General features: G+C 50.9%; 16 protein-coding genes, 1 rRNA gene and 1 riboswitch. All 17 genes read right to left on the reverse strand.

Annotated elements, in window-relative coordinates:
* Positions 1-3: 3 nt before the first annotated feature.
* Positions 4-1,383: a TrkH family potassium uptake protein gene (locus AYO36_RS15080; RefSeq protein WP_029340750.1), complete on the reverse strand. Its 1,380-nt coding sequence runs from the start codon at positions 1,381-1,383 to the stop codon at positions 4-6.
* 37 nt (positions 1,384-1,420) lie between these two features.
* The gene (locus tag AYO36_RS15085; RefSeq protein WP_023467078.1) at positions 1,421-1,735 is read right to left on the reverse strand and encodes a YerC/YecD family TrpR-related protein; all 315 of its coding nucleotides are present in this window, start codon (positions 1,733-1,735) and stop codon (positions 1,421-1,423) included.
* Between the two features lie 68 nt (positions 1,736-1,803).
* A complete protein-coding gene (locus AYO36_RS15090; protein WP_064300875.1) occupies positions 1,804-3,543 on the reverse strand; it encodes an adenine deaminase C-terminal domain-containing protein in 1,740 nt (579 codons plus the stop codon).
* A 210-nt stretch (positions 3,544-3,753) separates the two neighbouring features.
* Positions 3,754-5,016 (reverse strand): phosphoribosylamine--glycine ligase, encoded by a 1,263-nt coding sequence (gene purD, locus AYO36_RS15095; protein WP_064300876.1) that lies wholly within the window; start codon positions 5,014-5,016, stop codon positions 3,754-3,756.
* 15 nt (positions 5,017-5,031) lie between these two features.
* Positions 5,032-6,552, reverse strand: a complete 1,521-nt coding sequence (purH, locus tag AYO36_RS15100; protein ID WP_064300877.1) for a bifunctional phosphoribosylaminoimidazolecarboxamide formyltransferase/IMP cyclohydrolase — start codon at positions 6,550-6,552, stop codon at positions 5,032-5,034.
* Complete coding sequence (gene purN / locus AYO36_RS15105; RefSeq protein ID WP_064300878.1) at positions 6,549-7,124, reverse strand: phosphoribosylglycinamide formyltransferase; 576 nt, start codon at positions 7,122-7,124, stop codon at positions 6,549-6,551. The genes purH and purN overlap by 4 nt, the downstream gene beginning before the upstream one ends.
* Positions 7,121-8,155: a phosphoribosylformylglycinamidine cyclo-ligase gene (gene purM / locus AYO36_RS15110; RefSeq protein ID WP_058713878.1), complete on the reverse strand. Its 1,035-nt coding sequence runs from the start codon at positions 8,153-8,155 to the stop codon at positions 7,121-7,123. Before purM ends, purN begins: the two co-directional genes overlap by 4 nt.
* A gap of 16 nt (positions 8,156-8,171) precedes the next feature.
* The gene (gene purF, locus AYO36_RS15115; RefSeq protein WP_035398966.1) at positions 8,172-9,581 is read right to left on the reverse strand and encodes an amidophosphoribosyltransferase; all 1,410 of its coding nucleotides are present in this window, start codon (positions 9,579-9,581) and stop codon (positions 8,172-8,174) included.
* On the reverse strand, positions 9,557-11,776 hold the full coding sequence (gene purL / locus AYO36_RS15120) for a phosphoribosylformylglycinamidine synthase subunit PurL (RefSeq protein WP_023467071.1): 2,220 nt from the start codon (positions 11,774-11,776) through the stop codon (positions 9,557-9,559). Before purL ends, purF begins: the two co-directional genes overlap by 25 nt.
* The gene (gene purQ, locus AYO36_RS15125) at positions 11,757-12,440 is read right to left on the reverse strand and encodes a phosphoribosylformylglycinamidine synthase subunit PurQ (RefSeq protein ID WP_050678983.1); all 684 of its coding nucleotides are present in this window, start codon (positions 12,438-12,440) and stop codon (positions 11,757-11,759) included. The genes purL and purQ overlap by 20 nt, the downstream gene beginning before the upstream one ends.
* The gene (gene purS / locus AYO36_RS15130; RefSeq protein ID WP_064300879.1) at positions 12,437-12,685 is read right to left on the reverse strand and encodes a phosphoribosylformylglycinamidine synthase subunit PurS; all 249 of its coding nucleotides are present in this window, start codon (positions 12,683-12,685) and stop codon (positions 12,437-12,439) included. Before purS ends, purQ begins: the two co-directional genes overlap by 4 nt.
* The gene (gene purC, locus AYO36_RS15135) at positions 12,682-13,389 is read right to left on the reverse strand and encodes a phosphoribosylaminoimidazolesuccinocarboxamide synthase (protein WP_058704942.1); all 708 of its coding nucleotides are present in this window, start codon (positions 13,387-13,389) and stop codon (positions 12,682-12,684) included. The genes purS and purC overlap by 4 nt, the downstream gene beginning before the upstream one ends.
* Before the next feature lie 59 nt (positions 13,390-13,448).
* Positions 13,449-14,744: an adenylosuccinate lyase gene (gene purB, locus AYO36_RS15140; RefSeq protein ID WP_064300880.1), complete on the reverse strand. Its 1,296-nt coding sequence runs from the start codon at positions 14,742-14,744 to the stop codon at positions 13,449-13,451.
* Positions 14,741-15,844, reverse strand: coding sequence for a 5-(carboxyamino)imidazole ribonucleotide synthase (gene purK / locus AYO36_RS15145; RefSeq protein WP_050678981.1), 1,104 nt, complete (start codon positions 15,842-15,844; stop codon positions 14,741-14,743). The genes purB and purK overlap by 4 nt, the downstream gene beginning before the upstream one ends.
* Positions 15,841-16,332 carry a 5-(carboxyamino)imidazole ribonucleotide mutase gene (gene purE / locus AYO36_RS15150; RefSeq protein ID WP_050678980.1) on the reverse strand — a complete coding sequence of 164 codons (492 nt, stop codon included), beginning with the start codon at positions 16,330-16,332 and terminating at the stop codon, positions 15,841-15,843. The genes purK and purE overlap by 4 nt, the downstream gene beginning before the upstream one ends.
* Before the next feature lie 89 nt (positions 16,333-16,421).
* A riboswitch (purine riboswitch) is annotated at positions 16,422-16,523 on the reverse strand.
* A 209-nt stretch (positions 16,524-16,732) separates the two neighbouring features.
* A complete protein-coding gene (locus AYO36_RS15155; RefSeq protein WP_023467064.1) occupies positions 16,733-16,930 on the reverse strand; it encodes an NETI motif-containing protein in 198 nt (65 codons plus the stop codon).
* 99 nt (positions 16,931-17,029) lie between these two features.
* Positions 17,030-17,145, reverse strand: a 5S ribosomal RNA gene (gene rrf / locus AYO36_RS15160).
* Positions 17,146-17,155 lie beyond the last annotated feature (10 nt).

A 17,155-nucleotide genomic window follows, 5' to 3' on the forward strand; every position in this document is an offset into this window, starting at 1 on the left:
TCCTTATCCGATGATGACGGATTCCTTCGGATAGTTATAGTTACGTTTCGGTTGGTTCGCCTTCAAGAGAAGAACGAACGAGATGACACCGATTCGACCGATGAACATCAGCACGGACAACGTCCATTTTCCGATATCCGATAGTTGATCCGTGATGCCGAGCGATAGACCGGTCGTTCCGAACGCCGAACAGGCTTCAAAAAACAGCACGAGGAACGGGGCATCCTCGACAAGCAACAAGACGATCAATCCGACCATCGTCACACCAGTCGAGACGACGATGACGACGAAGGCTTTCCAGATGTCCGACTGACCAATCTCACGACCAAAGATTTTGATGCCGTATTCGCCTCGGATGAAGGCGATGACACTCAAGACGGCGACCGCGAACGTCGTCGTTCGAATCCCCCCACCAACGGAAGACGGTGACGCCCCGATGAACATCAAGAGCGACAGGACGAAAATCGACGCTTGTGAGAAGGAGGTGATGTCGACCGTCGTCAATCCCCCGTTTCGGGTCGTGACGGATTGGAACAAGGCGTCGACGAGCTTCTCATCGATCGGTAAACCTTTAAAGGATTGGTTCCATTCAAATAGCAGCAATGCTACCGTTCCGAATAGGACGAGAATGAAGAACGTTGACGCCGTCAATTTTGTAAACAGTGAAAAATGATACGGTTGACGTGTCGCTTGGCGTGTCGCCCGGTACGAGATGTAGCGCCGGACTTCGACGAGTACCGGAAAGCCGATCGCACCAAGTGTCAGTAACAAAATTTGCATGAAGACGACGAACAAATCACCACGAAACGGTAGTAACGATTCACCCGTGATATCAAAACCAGCATTCGTCGTCGCACTGACCGATCCGAACAGTCCTTGGAGCATCGCTTCACCTAGTGTCGGAAAATATTTCGTATAGTACAGCCCGAGAATCAATGCCCCGATCAATTCAATCGAGACGATGATCAAGATGACTTCGCGAATGTATTTGACGACCCCTTGCATCGTCGTCTGGTTCTGATCTCGGACGACGAGTTGGCGTTCCCGAAAGCCGATTCGTTTTCCGAGAATGACCCACATCGCGATATGAAGCGACATCAAACCGATTCCGCTGACTTGCACTAAAATCATGATCATGAAGTAGCCGAACGTCGTGAAGGTTTCTGAGACCGAGACCGTCGTCAAACCAGTGACACTGACACAACTGACCGCCATGAAGACGAGGTCCGTGAAATCCCAGTTGTAGTCTCCCTTGGTCGACCACGGCAGACCGAGCATGATGATTCCGATGATGACTGCAACGAAATAGATGATGACGAGCGACTGGATGGGCGTCAGCCTTCGAATGAAATGCTGAATTTTATGTTGTAACGCAAAATCCAATATGACACGCCCCCCTTCATAGAAGTAGCGGATAACATTAGTTATCCGCTACTTCTTGCTCGATAAGACCTAGGCGGGCAAGCGCCAGATCATAACCGCCCGAACCGTAGTTCAAGCAACGTTTGACACGCGAAATCGTTGCTGTTGAAGCACCGGTCGCCTTTTCGATTTTGTGATACGTATTGCCTTCACGTAATTGACGTGCGACTTCAAGACGTTGGGCGAGCGCCTGGATTTCGTTGACGGTCGCTAAGTCTTCGAACAACGTATAACAATCTTCTAATGAATCCATCTTCATGATGGCTGTAAATAACTGATCCAATTCTTTTCCACGCAATTTATCGAGTTGCATCTTGTGACTCCCTTTCCCATTCAATTGCTCTTTAATAGTTTAAAGCGCGACGTTTTAAAATTCAAGCATCATCGCAAAATCGCTGGGAAAAGGACTTTTTTCCGAAGGACTTCGTATATTCCCTGCGGCGTGATCCGCACATATGGCAAGTGAGTTGACGCTAGGAATAGCAACGTATAGACAGGATCTTCAAACGCATAACCGCGTTCGAACAATGCTTCCCGTAGAGCGGTTTCCTGAACGATCAAATCTTCGAGTGGCAAGTCGGACGTCTGCCCCATCAAGGTCAACGGAACTTCAGCGATGACTTCTCCGTCCTCGACGAGAACGATTCCGCCGCCGAACGCTTTCATGCGATCAAACGCGACTTGCATGTCTCGTTTCGATTTACCAATCATCAAGATATCACCGCTAATCGAGTACGAACTGACGAGACCACCGACTTGTGTCGCAAAGTTTTTCAGAACGGTATTCAGTCGCCACTTCCCTTCCCGGTCGAGTAACATCAGGAAGGATTCATCACATCCTGCCGGTAGCACAGGCACACTTGTATCGTGTTCGACTTGATAGAGCTTCATGATGACGGAATTGACCATCTCAAGACCAACCGGCATGCTAAACGAAAAATCCTGTTCCGTTAAGGAAACCTGGACTTCCGAGCGTGGCATGAGCGCATAGACAGCATCGAGCGCTTCTGCCGGGTAACAGGGGATGTCGGCTTGACGGACCCATGTGCCGCGCGCAAGTACGGCGACAGGTGTCGGTGCATCTTTTGCCTCAAGGAAATTGAGATGCGCGATTCGTCCTGGTGCGATACTCCCGAGTAGATGATCGAGATTAAAATGACGCGCTGCATTGTACGACGCGATCCGGTACGCTTCTTCGACTGGGATGCCTGCCTCGAGCATCAATCGGATCGTCTCATCCATCATGCCTGCCTTATAAAAGGACGGCGTTGAACCATCTGTCGTCACGAGTACCTTATCGAACTGCGTCAACCCTGCTTCGACGAGACCTTTAAAGATATCCGGTAGATCTGGACGAATCGATGAATAACGAATTGTCGTCGTGTAGCCAAGTTCAAGACGTGTCATCGCTTCTTCGACCGTCATCGCTTCGTGATCGCTCGTCACGCCATACAGCGCCATCTTCGTCAGCGTCTTCGCTGAAGCACCAGGGAAATGACCTTCGATCGGTTTTCCGAGTTTGATCGCATCCTGCATCCAATGGAGCAATTCATCGTCCCCTTGCGAGAGACGTGGCCATCCCGTCAACTCACCTGCTTGGATGACTTGTGGATGCTTGAGCCACGCTTGAATCCGGCGATTATCGATCGAGATACTGTCGGCATCAAGCTCGGTTTGTGCGTCGAGTCGTGCCCACCAGTACATTGAGGTCGGTAAGTCTGCTAGCGCCTCGACTTGAGCAAACGCTTGCTCCGTCGGCTCTAATAATAACAACATGTTGTCGTTGACGAGCGTCGATGTTCCCCGCTCTGCTGCGAATTTTGCAAGACTCGCTGGATTGTAAAGTTGGAACGGATGGGCATGGGGTTCAATGTAACCGGGTACGATATATTGACCTGTCGCATCATGATACGCATCAGCTTGTTCCGGCATTTCTGGACCGACATAGACGATCCGGTCGCCACTGATCCAGATGTTCGCCGTCCGCCATGCTTTGACACCATGATTCAGGTAAGTGGCATTCTGTATGACAAGTGTCGGTGCAAGCTTTCCGCTGATGACCGCTTGGTGTGTTCGTACTTCAGATTTCGTCCAAGGGGATCTTCCACAATTTTTTTTCACGAAAGCTCGACCTCCTTTGTTTTATTGAAAACGCTTTCTTATAGTTCTTATACTAAAATGTTGCTAAGTAAGTTTCAAGAAGTTTTGCCCCGTTCCGGATTCATTTGGTCAAAATAACACAAATTCGCCATGGAAGACAAATCTTTTCGTGCACTTCGCCAAGAAACAAAAAACCAGACGCGGCTCCTTCGAGCACGTCTGGTTCAGATATCATGATTCATGCGAGGCACGAAAGGCTTTTTGAGCGATATCAGTTCGGTAAAAGAATGGTTGATTCGTCACGTCTGGTAAGTTCGCATAGACCTGTTCGACAGCCTGCTCGATCGTCTCGGCACGGCTGACACATACGAGGACACGTCCACCAGCTGAGACAAGTTGATCGTCTCGTTCTGCCGTGCCGGCATGAAAGACGAGAAGACCGTTCCCGATCTGATCAAGTGGAATCGCTTGTCCCGTTTTTGGCGCTTCCGGATATCCTTCTGCTGCGACGACGACACCGACAGCTGCTTGATCCGTCCAAACGACTTCTGGTATCTGTCCGTCCATCAGCGGCATGATGACATCAAGCAACGGCGTCTCTAAGCGCGGAAGAATGACCTCTGTTTCCGGATCACCGAACCGGGCATTGAACTCGATGACGAATGGTCCTTGTTTCGTCAGCATCAGACCGGCATAGAGGAAGCCGGTGAACGGAATTCCTTCGCTTGCCATCTGATCGACGAGCGGCTGAATGATGCGATCAACAGCTTCTGTCGTCAACGCTGCTTCGTCCCACTGAGGAAGCGGAGAATACGCGCCCATGCCTCCTGTGTTCGGACCTAAGTCACCGTCAAACGCCCGTTTATGATCTTGCGACAATACCATCGGGATGACCGTCTCTTCGTGCACGAATGCCATCAACGAACACTCTTCCCCGATCAGGCATTCTTCGATGACGACTCGGCTTTGTTGACCGTATTCTCCGGCAAACGTATCGTGGATTGCAACAAGCGCCTGGTCCACGGTTTCTGCGACCGTGACTCCTTTTCCAGCAGCAAGTCCATCGGCTTTGATGACGATCGGTGCACCCGCTTTGCGAACATACGCCTCTGCATCTGCTGCTGAAGTAAAGACGGCGTGAGCAGCGGTCGGAATACCGGCACGCTCCATCAATTCTTTCGCGAACTGCTTACTTCCTTCGATCGCTGCCGCTTCCCGTGTTGGTCCGAAGATTTGCAGTCCCGCTGCCTGAAAGGCGTTAACGACTCCGAGAACGAGTGGTCCTTCTGGTCCGACAATCGTCCAATCGATCTGTTCGTCTTGTGCGAACGCCACGAGTTCATCGATAGCATCTTCGGCGATCGGAACACATGTGGCTTGTGTCATCCCGGCATTCCCAGGCGCAGCATACACGGTCTCGATCCGATCATCCTGTGCCAGCTTCCAGACGAGCGCGTGTTCACGCCCGCCTTTACCAATCACCAATACCTTCATTCAAATCGCCTCCGCTTAGTGTTTGAAATGTCGTACGTTCGTAAAGACCATCGTGATGCCGTGTTTGTTACACGCATCGATCGACTCTTGGTCGCGAATCGAGCCGCCTGGTTGAATGATTGCCGTAATGCCAGCTGTTGCTGCCGCTTCGACTGTGTCTCCCATTGGGAAGAAGGCATCGGAAGCAAGGGACGCACCAACCGCTTTTTCTCCAGCTTGCGTAATCGCGATGTTCGCTGAACCAACACGGTTCATCTGTCCTGCACCAACACCGACCGTCACTTCGTCCTTCGCGAGAACGATCGCATTCGACTTGACGTGTTTGACGGCGCGCCATGCGAGTTTCAAATCTTCCCATTCCGCTGCTGTCGGTTTACGGTCCGTGACGACGCGTGCGGCTGCATCATCTAATGTCTCATCGTCACTGTCTTGAACGAGCATGCCGCCAGCGACTGCCGTATAACGGATTGCTTGGACACGTTTGACGTCGAGTTCAAGCAGACGGATGTTCTTTTTCGCTGACAACAAGGCGAATGCTTCTTCCGTGAAGGACGGGGCGATGATGATCTCAAGGAAGATGCCGCTTAACTGTTCTGCTGTCTCTAAGTCAACTTCACGGTTCAAGGCGACGATGCCACCGAAGATCGACACTGGATCGGCTGCATGAGCGCGGCGGAATGCCTCTCCGATCGTTGGACCGACGGCAACACCACATGGGTTCATGTGTTTGACGACGACGGCTGCTGCTTCGCGGAACTCATCAAGAATTTCAAGTGCGGCGTTCGCATCTTGAATGTTGTTATACGACAACTCTTTACCGTGTAACTGTTTCGCTGAAGCGAGGGAAGCTCCACGATAAATCGGTGTTTTATAGAAGGCTGCTTCTTGGTGTGGATTTTCTCCGTAACGGAGATCCTGGACTTTCTCAAGCGTGATCGTCAACTGATCCGGGAACTTCTCGCCTGTTTGCGTCAAGAAATAATCCGCGATCAACGCATCGTACGCCGCTGTATGCCGGAAGGCTTTCGCCGCAAGACGTTGGCGTGTCTCAAACGTCGTACCGCCTTCACGAACCTCAGCAACGACTGTTTCGTAATCGGATGGATCGACGACGACCGTGACAGCTGCGTGATTTTTCGCTGCTGAACGCAACATGCTTGGTCCACCGATATCGATGTTTTCGATCGCATCGGCATAGGCAACGTCTTCTTGTAAGACTGTCTGCTTGAACGGATACAGATTGACGACGACGAAATCGATCGGTTGAATCTGTTGCGCCGCCATCTGCTCACGATGGGATTCAAGGTCACGACGACCGAGTAATCCACCATGAACCATTGGATGGAGCGTCTTGACACGTCCATCGAGCATTTCTGGGAATTGTGTGACTTCACTGATACCAATGACCGGAAGCCCAGCTTCCTCTAACGCTTGATGTGTTCCGCCTGTCGAGACGAGCTCGATCCCTGCTTCATGAAACGCTCGTCCTAATTCGACGATTCCTGTTTTATCCGACACACTAATTAACGCTCTCATACGTTTGCCTCCTCTTTCATCCACTCTTCGATGACTTGCGGATACAGTCTATGTTCGACACGCTGAATCGCTTGTTGCAATGTTTCACGCGTCATCTCTTCTGTAATCCGAACGGCTTCTTGAGCCATGATGGGTCCTGTGTCCATGCCTTCATCGACTATATGAATTGTAACACCTGTGATTTTAACTCCGCCACGAAATGCTTGACCGATCGCATCTTTTCCCGGGAAGGCCGGCAGTAGCGACGGGTGGATGTTGACGATCCGCCCTGCGTATCGTCCGAGCAACTCTTCCCCAATCAATCGCATATAGCCGGCGAGAATGATCCGTTCAACGCCTTTTGCTTCAAGACGGGTAATGATTTCCCGCTCAAAACTCGGTTTATCCGGATAGTCCTTCGCCCGAAAGACGAAGACGTCACATCCGCGTCGTTTCGCCCGTTCAATGACTGCTGCGTCCGGTTGATCGCAGACGATCAGTTCAATCGAGGCATGTAACGTTCCTGCCTCGATTGCTTCAAAAAGTGCTTCGACATTACTACCGCTTCCTGATGCAAAACAGGCGATCTTCATGCGTCGACTCCTTGAATTCGAACACCTTCTTGATCGGTCACGTGACCAATCACGTACGCCGTCTCATTTTCACGAGCGAGGCGTGCTGTTACTTCCGCGACATCTTCTGGTTTGACGATCAACATGAAACCAATCCCCATGTTGAAGACATTATACATGTCATGTCGTGGAAGGTCACCCGCTTGCTCGAGCCAGTCGAAGACTGGTAACGTCGGCCACTTTTTCGGGTCGAACGATGCACCGAGACCTTCTGGCAAGACGCGTGGTACGTTCTCGTAGAATCCCCCACCCGTAATATGAACCATCGCTTGGATCTTTTCCGTCTCAAGGGCTGCTTTGACCGCTTCGACATAGATACGTGTTGGCATGAGGAGCGCATTTCCGAGCGTATGACCGAGCATCATGACTTCATCTTCGTATCGGAGACCACTGTCGGCGACGATTTTACGGACGAGTGAGAACCCATTTGAATGGACGCCAGACGAAGCGAGACCGAGAATGACATCTCCTGCTGCGACCTTATCACCTGTGATCAATTTTTGTTTCTCGACGGCACCGACGGCGAACCCGGCGATATCATATTCGCCGTCCGCATACATCCCTGGCATTTCCGCTGTCTCGCCGCCGATTAACGTACATCCCGCCTGGACGCAACCTTCTGCGACACCTGCGACGATCCGTTCGATCTTCGCCGGAATTGCCTGACCGAGCGCGATGTAGTCAAGGAAATAAAGTGGTTCCGCGCCTTGGACGATGATATCGTTCACACACATCGCGACACAGTCGATCCCAATCGTATCGTGTTGTTCCAGTGCGAAAGCGAGCTTGAGCTTCGTACCGACACCGTCTGTCCCACTGACAAGGACCGGTTCTTTCAACTGCAATTGGCTGAGGTCGAACATCGCACCAAAGCTACCGAGTCCCGTCAATACTTCTTTGCGCATCGAACGGGCGACGTGTTTTTTCATTCGGGTGACTGACTCATATCCTGCTGTCAGACTCACACCTGCTGCTTCGTAATGTTTGCTCATGTTCTTCCCCCATCTATCAAAGTTTAGCTTCTAACTCGAGCGAACCGAGCGGTGTCGGATACTCTCCTGTGAAGCAAGCGGTACATTGTCCTTTTAACGGTCCATCGAACGGGCGATCGATCGCATCGACCATGCCCGGTACAGTCAAGAATTCAAGTGAATCCGCACCGATTTCCTGACGGATTTCTTCCGGCATCAACCGAGCAGAGATCAATTCTTCCTTCGACGAAGTATCAATCCCGTAATAACATGGATTCGTGATCGGTGGTGCCGTGATGCGGACGTGCACCTCCGTCGCACCCGCTTCACGTAACAAACCGACGATGCGACGACTCGTCGTTCCCCGGACGATTGAATCATCGACCATGATGACACGCTTTCCTTGTACGACGCCGCGTAGCGCGGACAACTTCATTTTGACCCCACGTTCCCGTAACTCCTGTGACGGCTGTATGAACGTCCGTCCGACATACCGATTCTTGATCAATCCCATTTCATATGGAATTCCACTCGCTTCCGCGTAACCGATCGCTGCCGAAATACTTGAATCCGGCACTCCGGTAACGACGTCTGCTTCGACCGGTGCTTCTTCATACATCTTTTTCCCAAGTGCTTTGCGTGCTGTATGGACGTTGACGCCATCAATGATTGAATCCGGACGTGAGAAGTAGATGTATTCCATCGAACACATCGCCCGTTCACGTGGTTCCATGTATTGACGAGACGACATGCCGTGTTCTGTGATCGTTACGAGCTCCCCTGGCTCGATATCACGAATGAACTCCGCACCGACGATATCAAAGGCACATGTCTCTGACGCGAATACGATGCCGCCGTCCGGTGTCTTCCCGAGTGACAGTGGACGCAGTCCGTGTGGATCGACCGCTACGAATAACGTATCTTCCGTTAAGAAAAGAAAAGCGAACGCCCCGACAAGACGCGCGAGACTGTCGGCAATCCGGTCTTCGAGTGTGTCGAGCTTACTGCGTTTGACGAGATGGGCGACGACTTCCGTATCACTCGTCGTCTGAAAGATGGCACCTTCTGCTTCTAACAGGTGCTTCAGTGAATCCGCGTTGACGAGGTTTCCGTTATGTGCGAGGGCGAGATCTCCCGTCCGCGATTTGAAATGCAGCGGTTGAGTGTTCTCAAGCGTGTTTCCTCCTGCTGTCGAATACCGGACATGTCCGATCGCATGATGTCCTTTCAGATTCGTCAGTGTCTCTTCCGAAAAGACTTCCGTCACGAGTCCTTGCCCGCGGTGCGGGAAGAGGTCGTCACCATCACTCGTGACGATGCCTGCCCCTTCCTGTCCCCGGTGTTGCAAACTGTGCAAGCCGTAATAGGCGAGTTGCGCTGCATTCGGTTGTCCGAAAATCCCGAAGACGCCACACTCCTCATTTAGTCCTTTGATGTCATATAACACGCGATTGCTCCTTCCCAGTCTCCCTGTAAGGTCGAACGGTCTGCTTCGATCCGTGTCTCTGCCGTTTCGATGACGAGAAGCTCATCGTTCGTAACGACACCGATCGCTTGAGCACCAGTCCGTTGTTCGAATGCTGTGACGTGCGCTTGTGGCACAGTGACGATGAAGCGTGATTGCGATTCGCTGAACAGGTGTAACGTTGGTCCGTCAAACTGAACCGTCAACCCGAGGTTCGTCCCAAACGTCATCTCAGCGAGAGCGATGGCGAGACCACCTTCTGATACATCATGCATCGCATTGACTTCACCTGCTTGTACTGCCTGCTGTAACAATTGTAAGCGTGCGTGTTCGACGGCTAAATCAATCTGTGGTGCGCGACCGAATGATTTACCGAATTGCATATATTGAAGCTCACTACCACCAAACTCGGCTGTTGTTTCTCCTAATAGATAGATCTGGTCACCAGCTTGTTTGACGTGTTGCGTCGTGATCCATTCGGTTTGCTCGTGTAAGCCAACCATTCCGACGACCGGTGTCGGATGAACCGCTTGACCGGCTGACTCGTTGTAGAGTGAGACGTTTCCACCGATGACAGGTGTCTCAAGGACACGACATGCTTCGGCCATACCGGCTGTTGCTTGTTGCAACTGCCAGAAGCCTTCTGGTTTATCCGGATTTCCGAAGTTCAGACAATCCGTGATGGCGAGTGGTGTCGCCCCACTCGCGACGATATTACGTGCTGCTTCCGCAACCGCAATCTGTCCACCGACGTATGGATCCAAGTAAACGAAGCGGCTGTTACAGTCGGTCGTCATCGCGAGCGCTTTGTTCGTGCCGCGGACACGAATGACGGCTGCATCTGATCCTGGTGCGACGACGGTCGATGTCTGGACCATATGATCGTACTGATCGTAGACCCAACGTTTTGAAGCGATCGTCGGCTGACGGAGTAACGCCCGCCATGTCTCAACGACGTCTTCAACGACTGGAAGCGTCTCTTCCATCGCTTGGAATTCTTCATAATACGCAGGAACGCGGGATGGTTTTTCGTAGACTGGTGCTTCTTCCGCTAACGCATCAACCGGAACTTCTGCCACGATATCTCCATGATGAATCAACCGTAAGACTTTCTCTTCAATGACTTCTCCGACGTGAACGGCATGGAGTCCCCATTTGCTGACGATTGCTTCGATCTCTGCTTCGCGACCACGCTTGACGACGAGTAACATCCGCTCTTGTGATTCCGAGAGCATCATTTCGTAGGCAGTCATCCCTGTCTCTCGTTGCGGGACGTCATCGAGGTGCATCTCGATGCCCATACCGGCTTTTGAAGCCATCTCTGCTGAAGACGATGTCAGTCCAGCAGCACCCATGTCCTGCATCCCGACGAGTGCCGGATGCCCGACGATTTCAAGACAAGCTTCAATCAATAACTTCTCCATGAATGGATCACCGACTTGAACAGCCGGACGTTTTGCTTCCGTATCCTCTCCGAGATCCTCCGAGGCGAACGTCGCACCATGGATCCCGTCGCGCCCAGTAGCTGCACCGACGTACATGACCGAGTTGCCGACACCTTTTGCTTGACCCTTTTGAATATCGGCATGGTTGATCAAACCGATACACATTGCGTTGACGAGCGGATTGCCTTCATACGAACGATCAAATCCGATTTCGCCACCGATCGTTGGGATCCCGACACAGTTGCCATAACCCGCGATTCCAGCGACGACTTGTTCGAACAGTTGATTGACACGCGGTGTACCGAGATGCCCGAAGCGGAGCGAGTTCATAAGTGCGACTGGTCGTGCGCCCATCGAGAAGATGTCACGAATGATTCCGCCGACGCCTGTCGCAGCCCCTTGGTACGGTTCAACAGCGGATGGATGATTGTGGCTTTCGATCTTAAAGACGACTGCCTGCTCATCCCCGATATCAACGACACCTGCCCCTTCCCCTGGTCCTTGTAAGACACGTGGTCCAGTCGTCGGGAATTGACGGAGGACAGGTTTAGATGTCTTGTATGAACAATGCTCGGACCACATGACCGAGAACAATCCTGTTTCCGTATAGTTCGGTTGGCGTCCGAGTAAATCGACGACCATCTGGTATTCCGTATCACTCAAGCCCATCGTGGCATAGACGCGTTGCTCTTGAATCAATTCTGGTGTTGGTTCAGACTGTTGTTTTAGCATGGTGTGCCCCCTGTTTGACGAGTGAAGTAAAGAGTTTTAGTCCATCTGTTCCGCCGGTCAAGAGTTCGACCGCTCGTTCCGGATGTGGCATCATTCCGAGAACGTTGCCGGCTTTGTTCGTGATCCCGGCGATATCGCCGCGCGAGCCGTTCGGATTATCGACATACGTGAAGGCAATTTGTCCGTTCGTTTGCAGCATCGCGTAAGTCGCATCGTCACAGTAGTAATTTCCTTCACCGTGCGCGATCGGAATCGAAATCGTCTCGCCTGGCAGATAATCCGATGTAAAGCGTGTCTTCGTGTTTTCAACCTTCAGTTCAACCGTCCGGCACATGAACTTCAAGCCGTTGTTGCGGTGCAAGACACCTGGCAAGAGTCCCGCTTCGACAAGGATCTGGAATCCGTTACATACCCCGAGGACCGTTTTCCCTTCTGCCGCAAAACGTTTGACTTCTTCCATGATCGGTGAGAAGCGCGCGATCGCGCCGCAACGAAGGTAATCACCGTAGGAGAATCCGCCCGGTAACAGGACACCGTCGTAGCCTTCAAGTGATGTTTCGGTATGGAAGACGTATTCCGCTTCTTCTCCGAGAGCATCCTTGACCGCATGGTACATATCTAAATCACAGTTCGATCCCGGAAAGACGATGACCGCGAACTTCATGCTGGCGTCACCTCTTCGATCGTAATCTGGTAATCTTCCATCACCGTGTTGACGAGTAGTTTTTGACACATCTCATGAATCATCACTTCTGTCGTTTCCGTCTCAACGAGCAGTTCAATCTGTTTTCCGATTCGGACACTTTCGACACCCGTAAAACCAAGCTGTTGCAATCCGCCTTTTACAGCAACTCCTTGTGGATCTAAAATGCTTTCCCGTAATGCGATCGATACGATGACTTTTTTCATTGTGTGTTTCCCCCTAGGCGATTGAATAGTGTTTGGTAAGTCTCTGTCAGTGAACCGATATTGCGACGGAAGACATCTTTATCGAGATGTTCTCCTGTCGCCTGATCCCACAAGCGACATGTATCAGGTGAAATCTCATCTGCTAGTAGAATCGTTCCGTCTGCCGTCTTGCCGTACTCCAATTTAAAATCAATCAACGTGATTCCGTTTTGACGGAAGTAAGGTTGCAAGACTTCATTCACGCGAAGTGCCTTGTCCGACAACTGTTTCAACTCTTCAGAAGTCGCAATCTTCAGTAAATTGATGTGTGATGAGGTGACGAGTGGATCGCCTAACGTATCATCTTTATAGTAGAACTCAACGATTGGTGTTTCGAGCACCGTACCTTCTTCGATACCGAGCCGTTTACTCAAGCTTCCCGCGACGACGTTTCTGACGACGACTTCGAGTGGAATGATGGTGACACGACGTACGAGCTGTTCGCGCTCCGAGACACGTTCAATGAAATGTGTCGGAATGCCCGCTTGTTCGAGGATTTCAAAGAAATGACTCGTCAACCGGTTGTTCAATTCGCCTTTTCCAGCAAAGACTTCTTTTTTCTCGCCGTTGAATGCCGTGGCCTCGTCTTTATAGACGATCCGGAGCACATCCTGCTCCTGCGTCGTGTACAATCGTTTTGCTTTTCCTTCATAAAGTGGTTGCATCGCTTTCGTCCCCCATGATCCTAAGATGTAGACGGGGCAGGTGCCCCGTCTCAGGTTGATTAGTTCAAGCCACACCGTTCAAAGATTTCATCGACGCGACTCGTATGGTACGTCGGATCGAAACACGCATCAAGCTCTTCTTCTGTGAAAAGCTGTTGAATCTCTTCTTCTTGCCACAATAAGTCACGGAACATGATTTGTTCTTCCCACGCCTGCATCGCACGCGGCTGAACGAAATCATAGGCGGCTTCACGTGACCAGCCTTTTTCGATTAAAGCGAGTAAGACATGTCCAGAGAAGATGACCCCGAACGTCCGGTCCATATTCCGCTTCATGTTTTCCGGGAAGACCGTCAAGTTCTTCACGATGTTTCCGAAACGGTTCAACATATAGTTAAGCAATCCTGTTGCATCCGGAAGAATGATGCGTTCTGCCGAAGAATGCGAGATATCCCGTTCGTGCCAGAGTGAGACGTTCTCGTACGCTGTCACCATGTGTCCACGGATGACTCTGGCAAGACCTGTCATGTTCTCTGAACCGATTGGATTCCGCTTGTGCGGCATCGCCGATGATCCTTTTTGACCTTTAGCGAAGAATTCTTCGACTTCACGTGTTTCCGTCTTTTGCAGACCCCGGATTTCCGTTGCCATCTTTTCGATCGATGTCGCGATTAGAGCAAGCGTCGACATGTAGTGTGCATGACGATCACGTTGTAACGTTTGCGTTGAGACCGGAGCGGGCTTTGTCCCTAACTTTTCGCAGACATACTTTTCAATGAATGGGTCGATGTTCGCGAATGTCCCGACGGCACCTGACATCTTGCCGTATTCGACCGTCTCACGTGCTGCTTCGAAACGGACTTTGTTTCGTTTCATCTCTTCATACCAAAGCGCTAGTTTCAGACCGAACGTCGTCGGTTCTGCATGTACGCCATGTGTGCGTCCCATCATGACCGTATATTTATGTTCGTTCGCTTTGACTTTTAAGATATCGATGAATCGATCGAGATCTGCAGCTAGAATGTCATTTGCTTGCTTCAACAGATACGAGAGTGCTGTATCGACGACGTCCGTTGACGTGAGTCCGTAATGGACCCACTTGCGTTCTTCTCCGAGTGTCTCAGAGACGGCACGCGTGAAGGCGATGACATCATGACGTGTCTCTTGCTCGATTTCAAGGATGCGGTTGACATCAAATGAGGCATTGTCCCAAAGCAACTGGACGTCCTCTTTCGGGATGACTCCTAGTTCACTCCATGCTTCACACGCAAGGATCTCGACTTTTAACCAAGCCTCGAATTTGTTTTGTTCGGTCCAGATCGCTTTCATCTCAGGACGTGTATACCGTTCGATCATTGAACTGTCTCCTTCCATATCGACAGGCGTTCGACTTCTGCCAAAGCATCGTCGACGGTATCCGCAAGAATGTTCAAATGGCCCATCTTGCGTCCTGTCTTGGCTTCTGCTTTTCCATATAAGTGAACTTTCGTCCGAGCGTTTAGTCTCGGTAGTTCCTCGTATAATGCTGTGACATGCTGACCCAGGATGTTCGCCATGACGACCGGTGTCGTCAGACGGGTATCACCGAGTGGGAGACCACTGATGGCACGGATATGTTGCTCGAATTGGGATGTTTCGCAAGCATCAATCGAATAGTGACCCGAATTGTGTGGTCGGGGTGCTAGTTCATTGACGATTAGTCGAGAACCAACGACGAACAACTCGATGGCTAGTGTACCGATCAGCCCTACAGCATCCGCGATCGATTCAGCGAGCGCAATTGCTTCTTGTTCGAGTGATTCGGAAATGCGTGCCGGTACGATCGATAGATGCAAAATGTTCTCTTGATGAATATTCTCACTGACCGGGAAAACACGAGTCTCTGTTGCGCTTCGAGTGACGATGACGGAAATTTCCTGATCAAACGGTAACCATTGTTCTGCGACATACTCAGTCGGTTCGAATTGTTTGATTGCCGCTTGGAACTGTTCTTCCGTCCGGATGACGGTCTGTCCTTTTCCGTCGTATCCGAATCGTGCTGTCTTCAAGACGAACGGTAATCCGAGTCGCTGTTTTGCTTCCTCTAAGTCAGAAGGATGCGTCACCGGATGGTACGGAGCGACAGAGTGCCCAATGCGTTCAATCATCTCTTTTTCCCGAACCCGATGCTGCGTTTGAAAGAGGAGATCCGTTCCGTGAATCAGTTTCGTCCCGATCGCTTCAGCGACTTCCGTCGAGATGTTCTCGAATTCGTAGGTGACGACATCTGATTCAGCTGCGAGCTGTTTCGCTGCCTCGACATCCGTAAAGGGAGCTTTAATATGTTGATCCGCCACTTGCGCACATGGTGCGTTGTCCGTTGGATCGAGTGTCAGAATCTCAAAGCCCATCTCACGGGCGGACAGTGCCATCATCCGACCAAGTTGACCGCCACCTAGTATCCCGATTCGTTTCATAACAGGTTTCCTCCAGATGCAATGACGTCTCCTTCTAGTTCGACTCGCATATGATCGAGCTTGCGGGCAAGTCGTTCATCTTGAATCGAAAGAATTTGAGCAGCTAGCAATCCGGCGTTTTTTGCGCCTGCTTCTCCGATGGCAACCGTTGCGACCGGTACACCACCTGGCATTTGAACGATCGAGAGCAAGGAATCAATTCCTTGGAGCGCTCTACTTTTCACAGGAACACCGACGACGGGTAATGTCGTTTTAGCGGCTACCATGCCCGGTAGATGAGCAGCACCGCCTGCACCGGCAATGATGACCTTCAGTCCTCGTTCACGTGCTGATTCAGCATAACGAAACATTAGATCCGGTGTCCGGTGTGCGGAAACGACTTTCTTTTCGTAAGGAATCTCAAGTTGCTCCAACACATCACATGTATGTTTCATCGTTTCCCAATCCGATTGACTTCCCATGATGACGCCGACTTCTGCATTTCCCATCGCTGTTTCCTCCTTTGTGCATAAAAAAAGCCCAAACCACGGCTAAAAGGGTGGCTTAGGGTATAAAAAGGTACGCCAAAGAAATATCGACGAACATCCATATACCCCATAGTCCAACGATTTAGGGTCGTTGGGTAGAAACTTGCAAGCCATATCCCTGCTATTATACGAGGTGTTTATATTCAATCATCCTGTCACGACTTCATCTTAACAAGTCCATCCCAAGGCGTCAACCAAAGGCGAACAATTTAATTGTCTGAAAATTTATCGTTCGGTTTTAAAAGTAGTTTTTCTGATTTCATCTAGTGTCCATTCGGAGTTTATTTTCTTGAAAGGCATCACATGGAATCAAGCACTAAAAAAAGCACCCTCCACATGATTCGGAGGATGCTCTAGGCAGTTATTCGTTCTCTTTCACTTTGCAATCGAAGACGATTTGCTGACGAATTGGATACGGTTCGCCATTAGCGTCTAATCCAAAGATCGGTTCTTCTCGTCGGACCGTCGGGCGGTATCCCATGGCATCGATACGATCCAAACAGGCACCAATCGTCTCGTTCTCTTCGACGGCTACGCGTAGTTTCGTTTTTTTCGCCATATCCCTGTTCAGTCCCTTCATTAAAATGGATACATGTCTTTCTACAAAAAGACACAAAAAAGCGGCGGCCCTTGAGCGTATGCTCCAGAACCACCGTTTGCCTGGCAACGTCCTATCCTCACAGGGGGAAGCCCCCAACTACTTTCGGCGTTCAAGTGCTTAACTTCCGTGTTCGGCATGGGAACGGGTGTGACCACTTGGCTATCGTCACCAGACGACGGGCTC

The organism is Exiguobacterium sp. KKBO11 (genome assembly GCF_001644945.1).
Classification (GTDB): Bacteria; Bacillota; Bacilli; order Exiguobacteriales; family Exiguobacteriaceae; genus Exiguobacterium_A; species Exiguobacterium_A abrahamii.

What these genes read in the sequence shown, in the direction of transcription:
- purS (WP_064300879.1), bottom strand. Translation starts at nt 12,685, where the DNA reads ATGAAAAAAGTCATCGTATCGATCGCATTACGGGAAAGCATTTTAGAT.
- purQ (WP_050678983.1), bottom strand. Translation starts at nt 12,440, where the DNA reads ATGAAGTTCGCGGTCATCGTCTTTCCGGGATCGAACTGTGATTTAGAT.
- purN (WP_064300878.1), bottom strand. Translation starts at nt 7,124, where the DNA reads ATGAAGATCGCCTGTTTTGCATCAGGAAGCGGTAGTAATGTCGAAGCA.
- AYO36_RS15085 (WP_023467078.1), bottom strand. Translation starts at nt 1,735, where the DNA reads ATGCAACTCGATAAATTGCGTGGAAAAGAATTGGATCAGTTATTTACA.
- purE (WP_050678980.1), bottom strand. Translation starts at nt 16,332, where the DNA reads ATGGGAAATGCAGAAGTCGGCGTCATCATGGGAAGTCAATCGGATTGG.
- purL (WP_023467071.1), bottom strand. Translation starts at nt 11,776, where the DNA reads ATGCTAAAACAACAGTCTGAACCAACACCAGAATTGATTCAAGAGCAA.
- purM (WP_058713878.1), bottom strand. Translation starts at nt 8,155, where the DNA reads ATGAGCAAACATTACGAAGCAGCAGGTGTGAGTCTGACAGCAGGATAT.
- purH (WP_064300877.1), bottom strand. Translation starts at nt 6,552, where the DNA reads ATGAGAGCGTTAATTAGTGTGTCGGATAAAACAGGAATCGTCGAATTA.
- purC (WP_058704942.1), bottom strand. Translation starts at nt 13,389, where the DNA reads ATGCAACCACTTTATGAAGGAAAAGCAAAACGATTGTACACGACGCAG.
- purK (WP_050678981.1), bottom strand. Translation starts at nt 15,844, where the DNA reads ATGAAACGAATCGGGATACTAGGTGGCGGTCAACTTGGTCGGATGATG.
- purD (WP_064300876.1), bottom strand. Translation starts at nt 5,016, where the DNA reads ATGAAGGTATTGGTGATTGGTAAAGGCGGGCGTGAACACGCGCTCGTC.
- purB (WP_064300880.1), bottom strand. Translation starts at nt 14,744, where the DNA reads ATGATCGAACGGTATACACGTCCTGAGATGAAAGCGATCTGGACCGAA.
- AYO36_RS15155 (WP_023467064.1), bottom strand. Translation starts at nt 16,930, where the DNA reads ATGGCGAAAAAAACGAAACTACGCGTAGCCGTCGAAGAGAACGAGACG.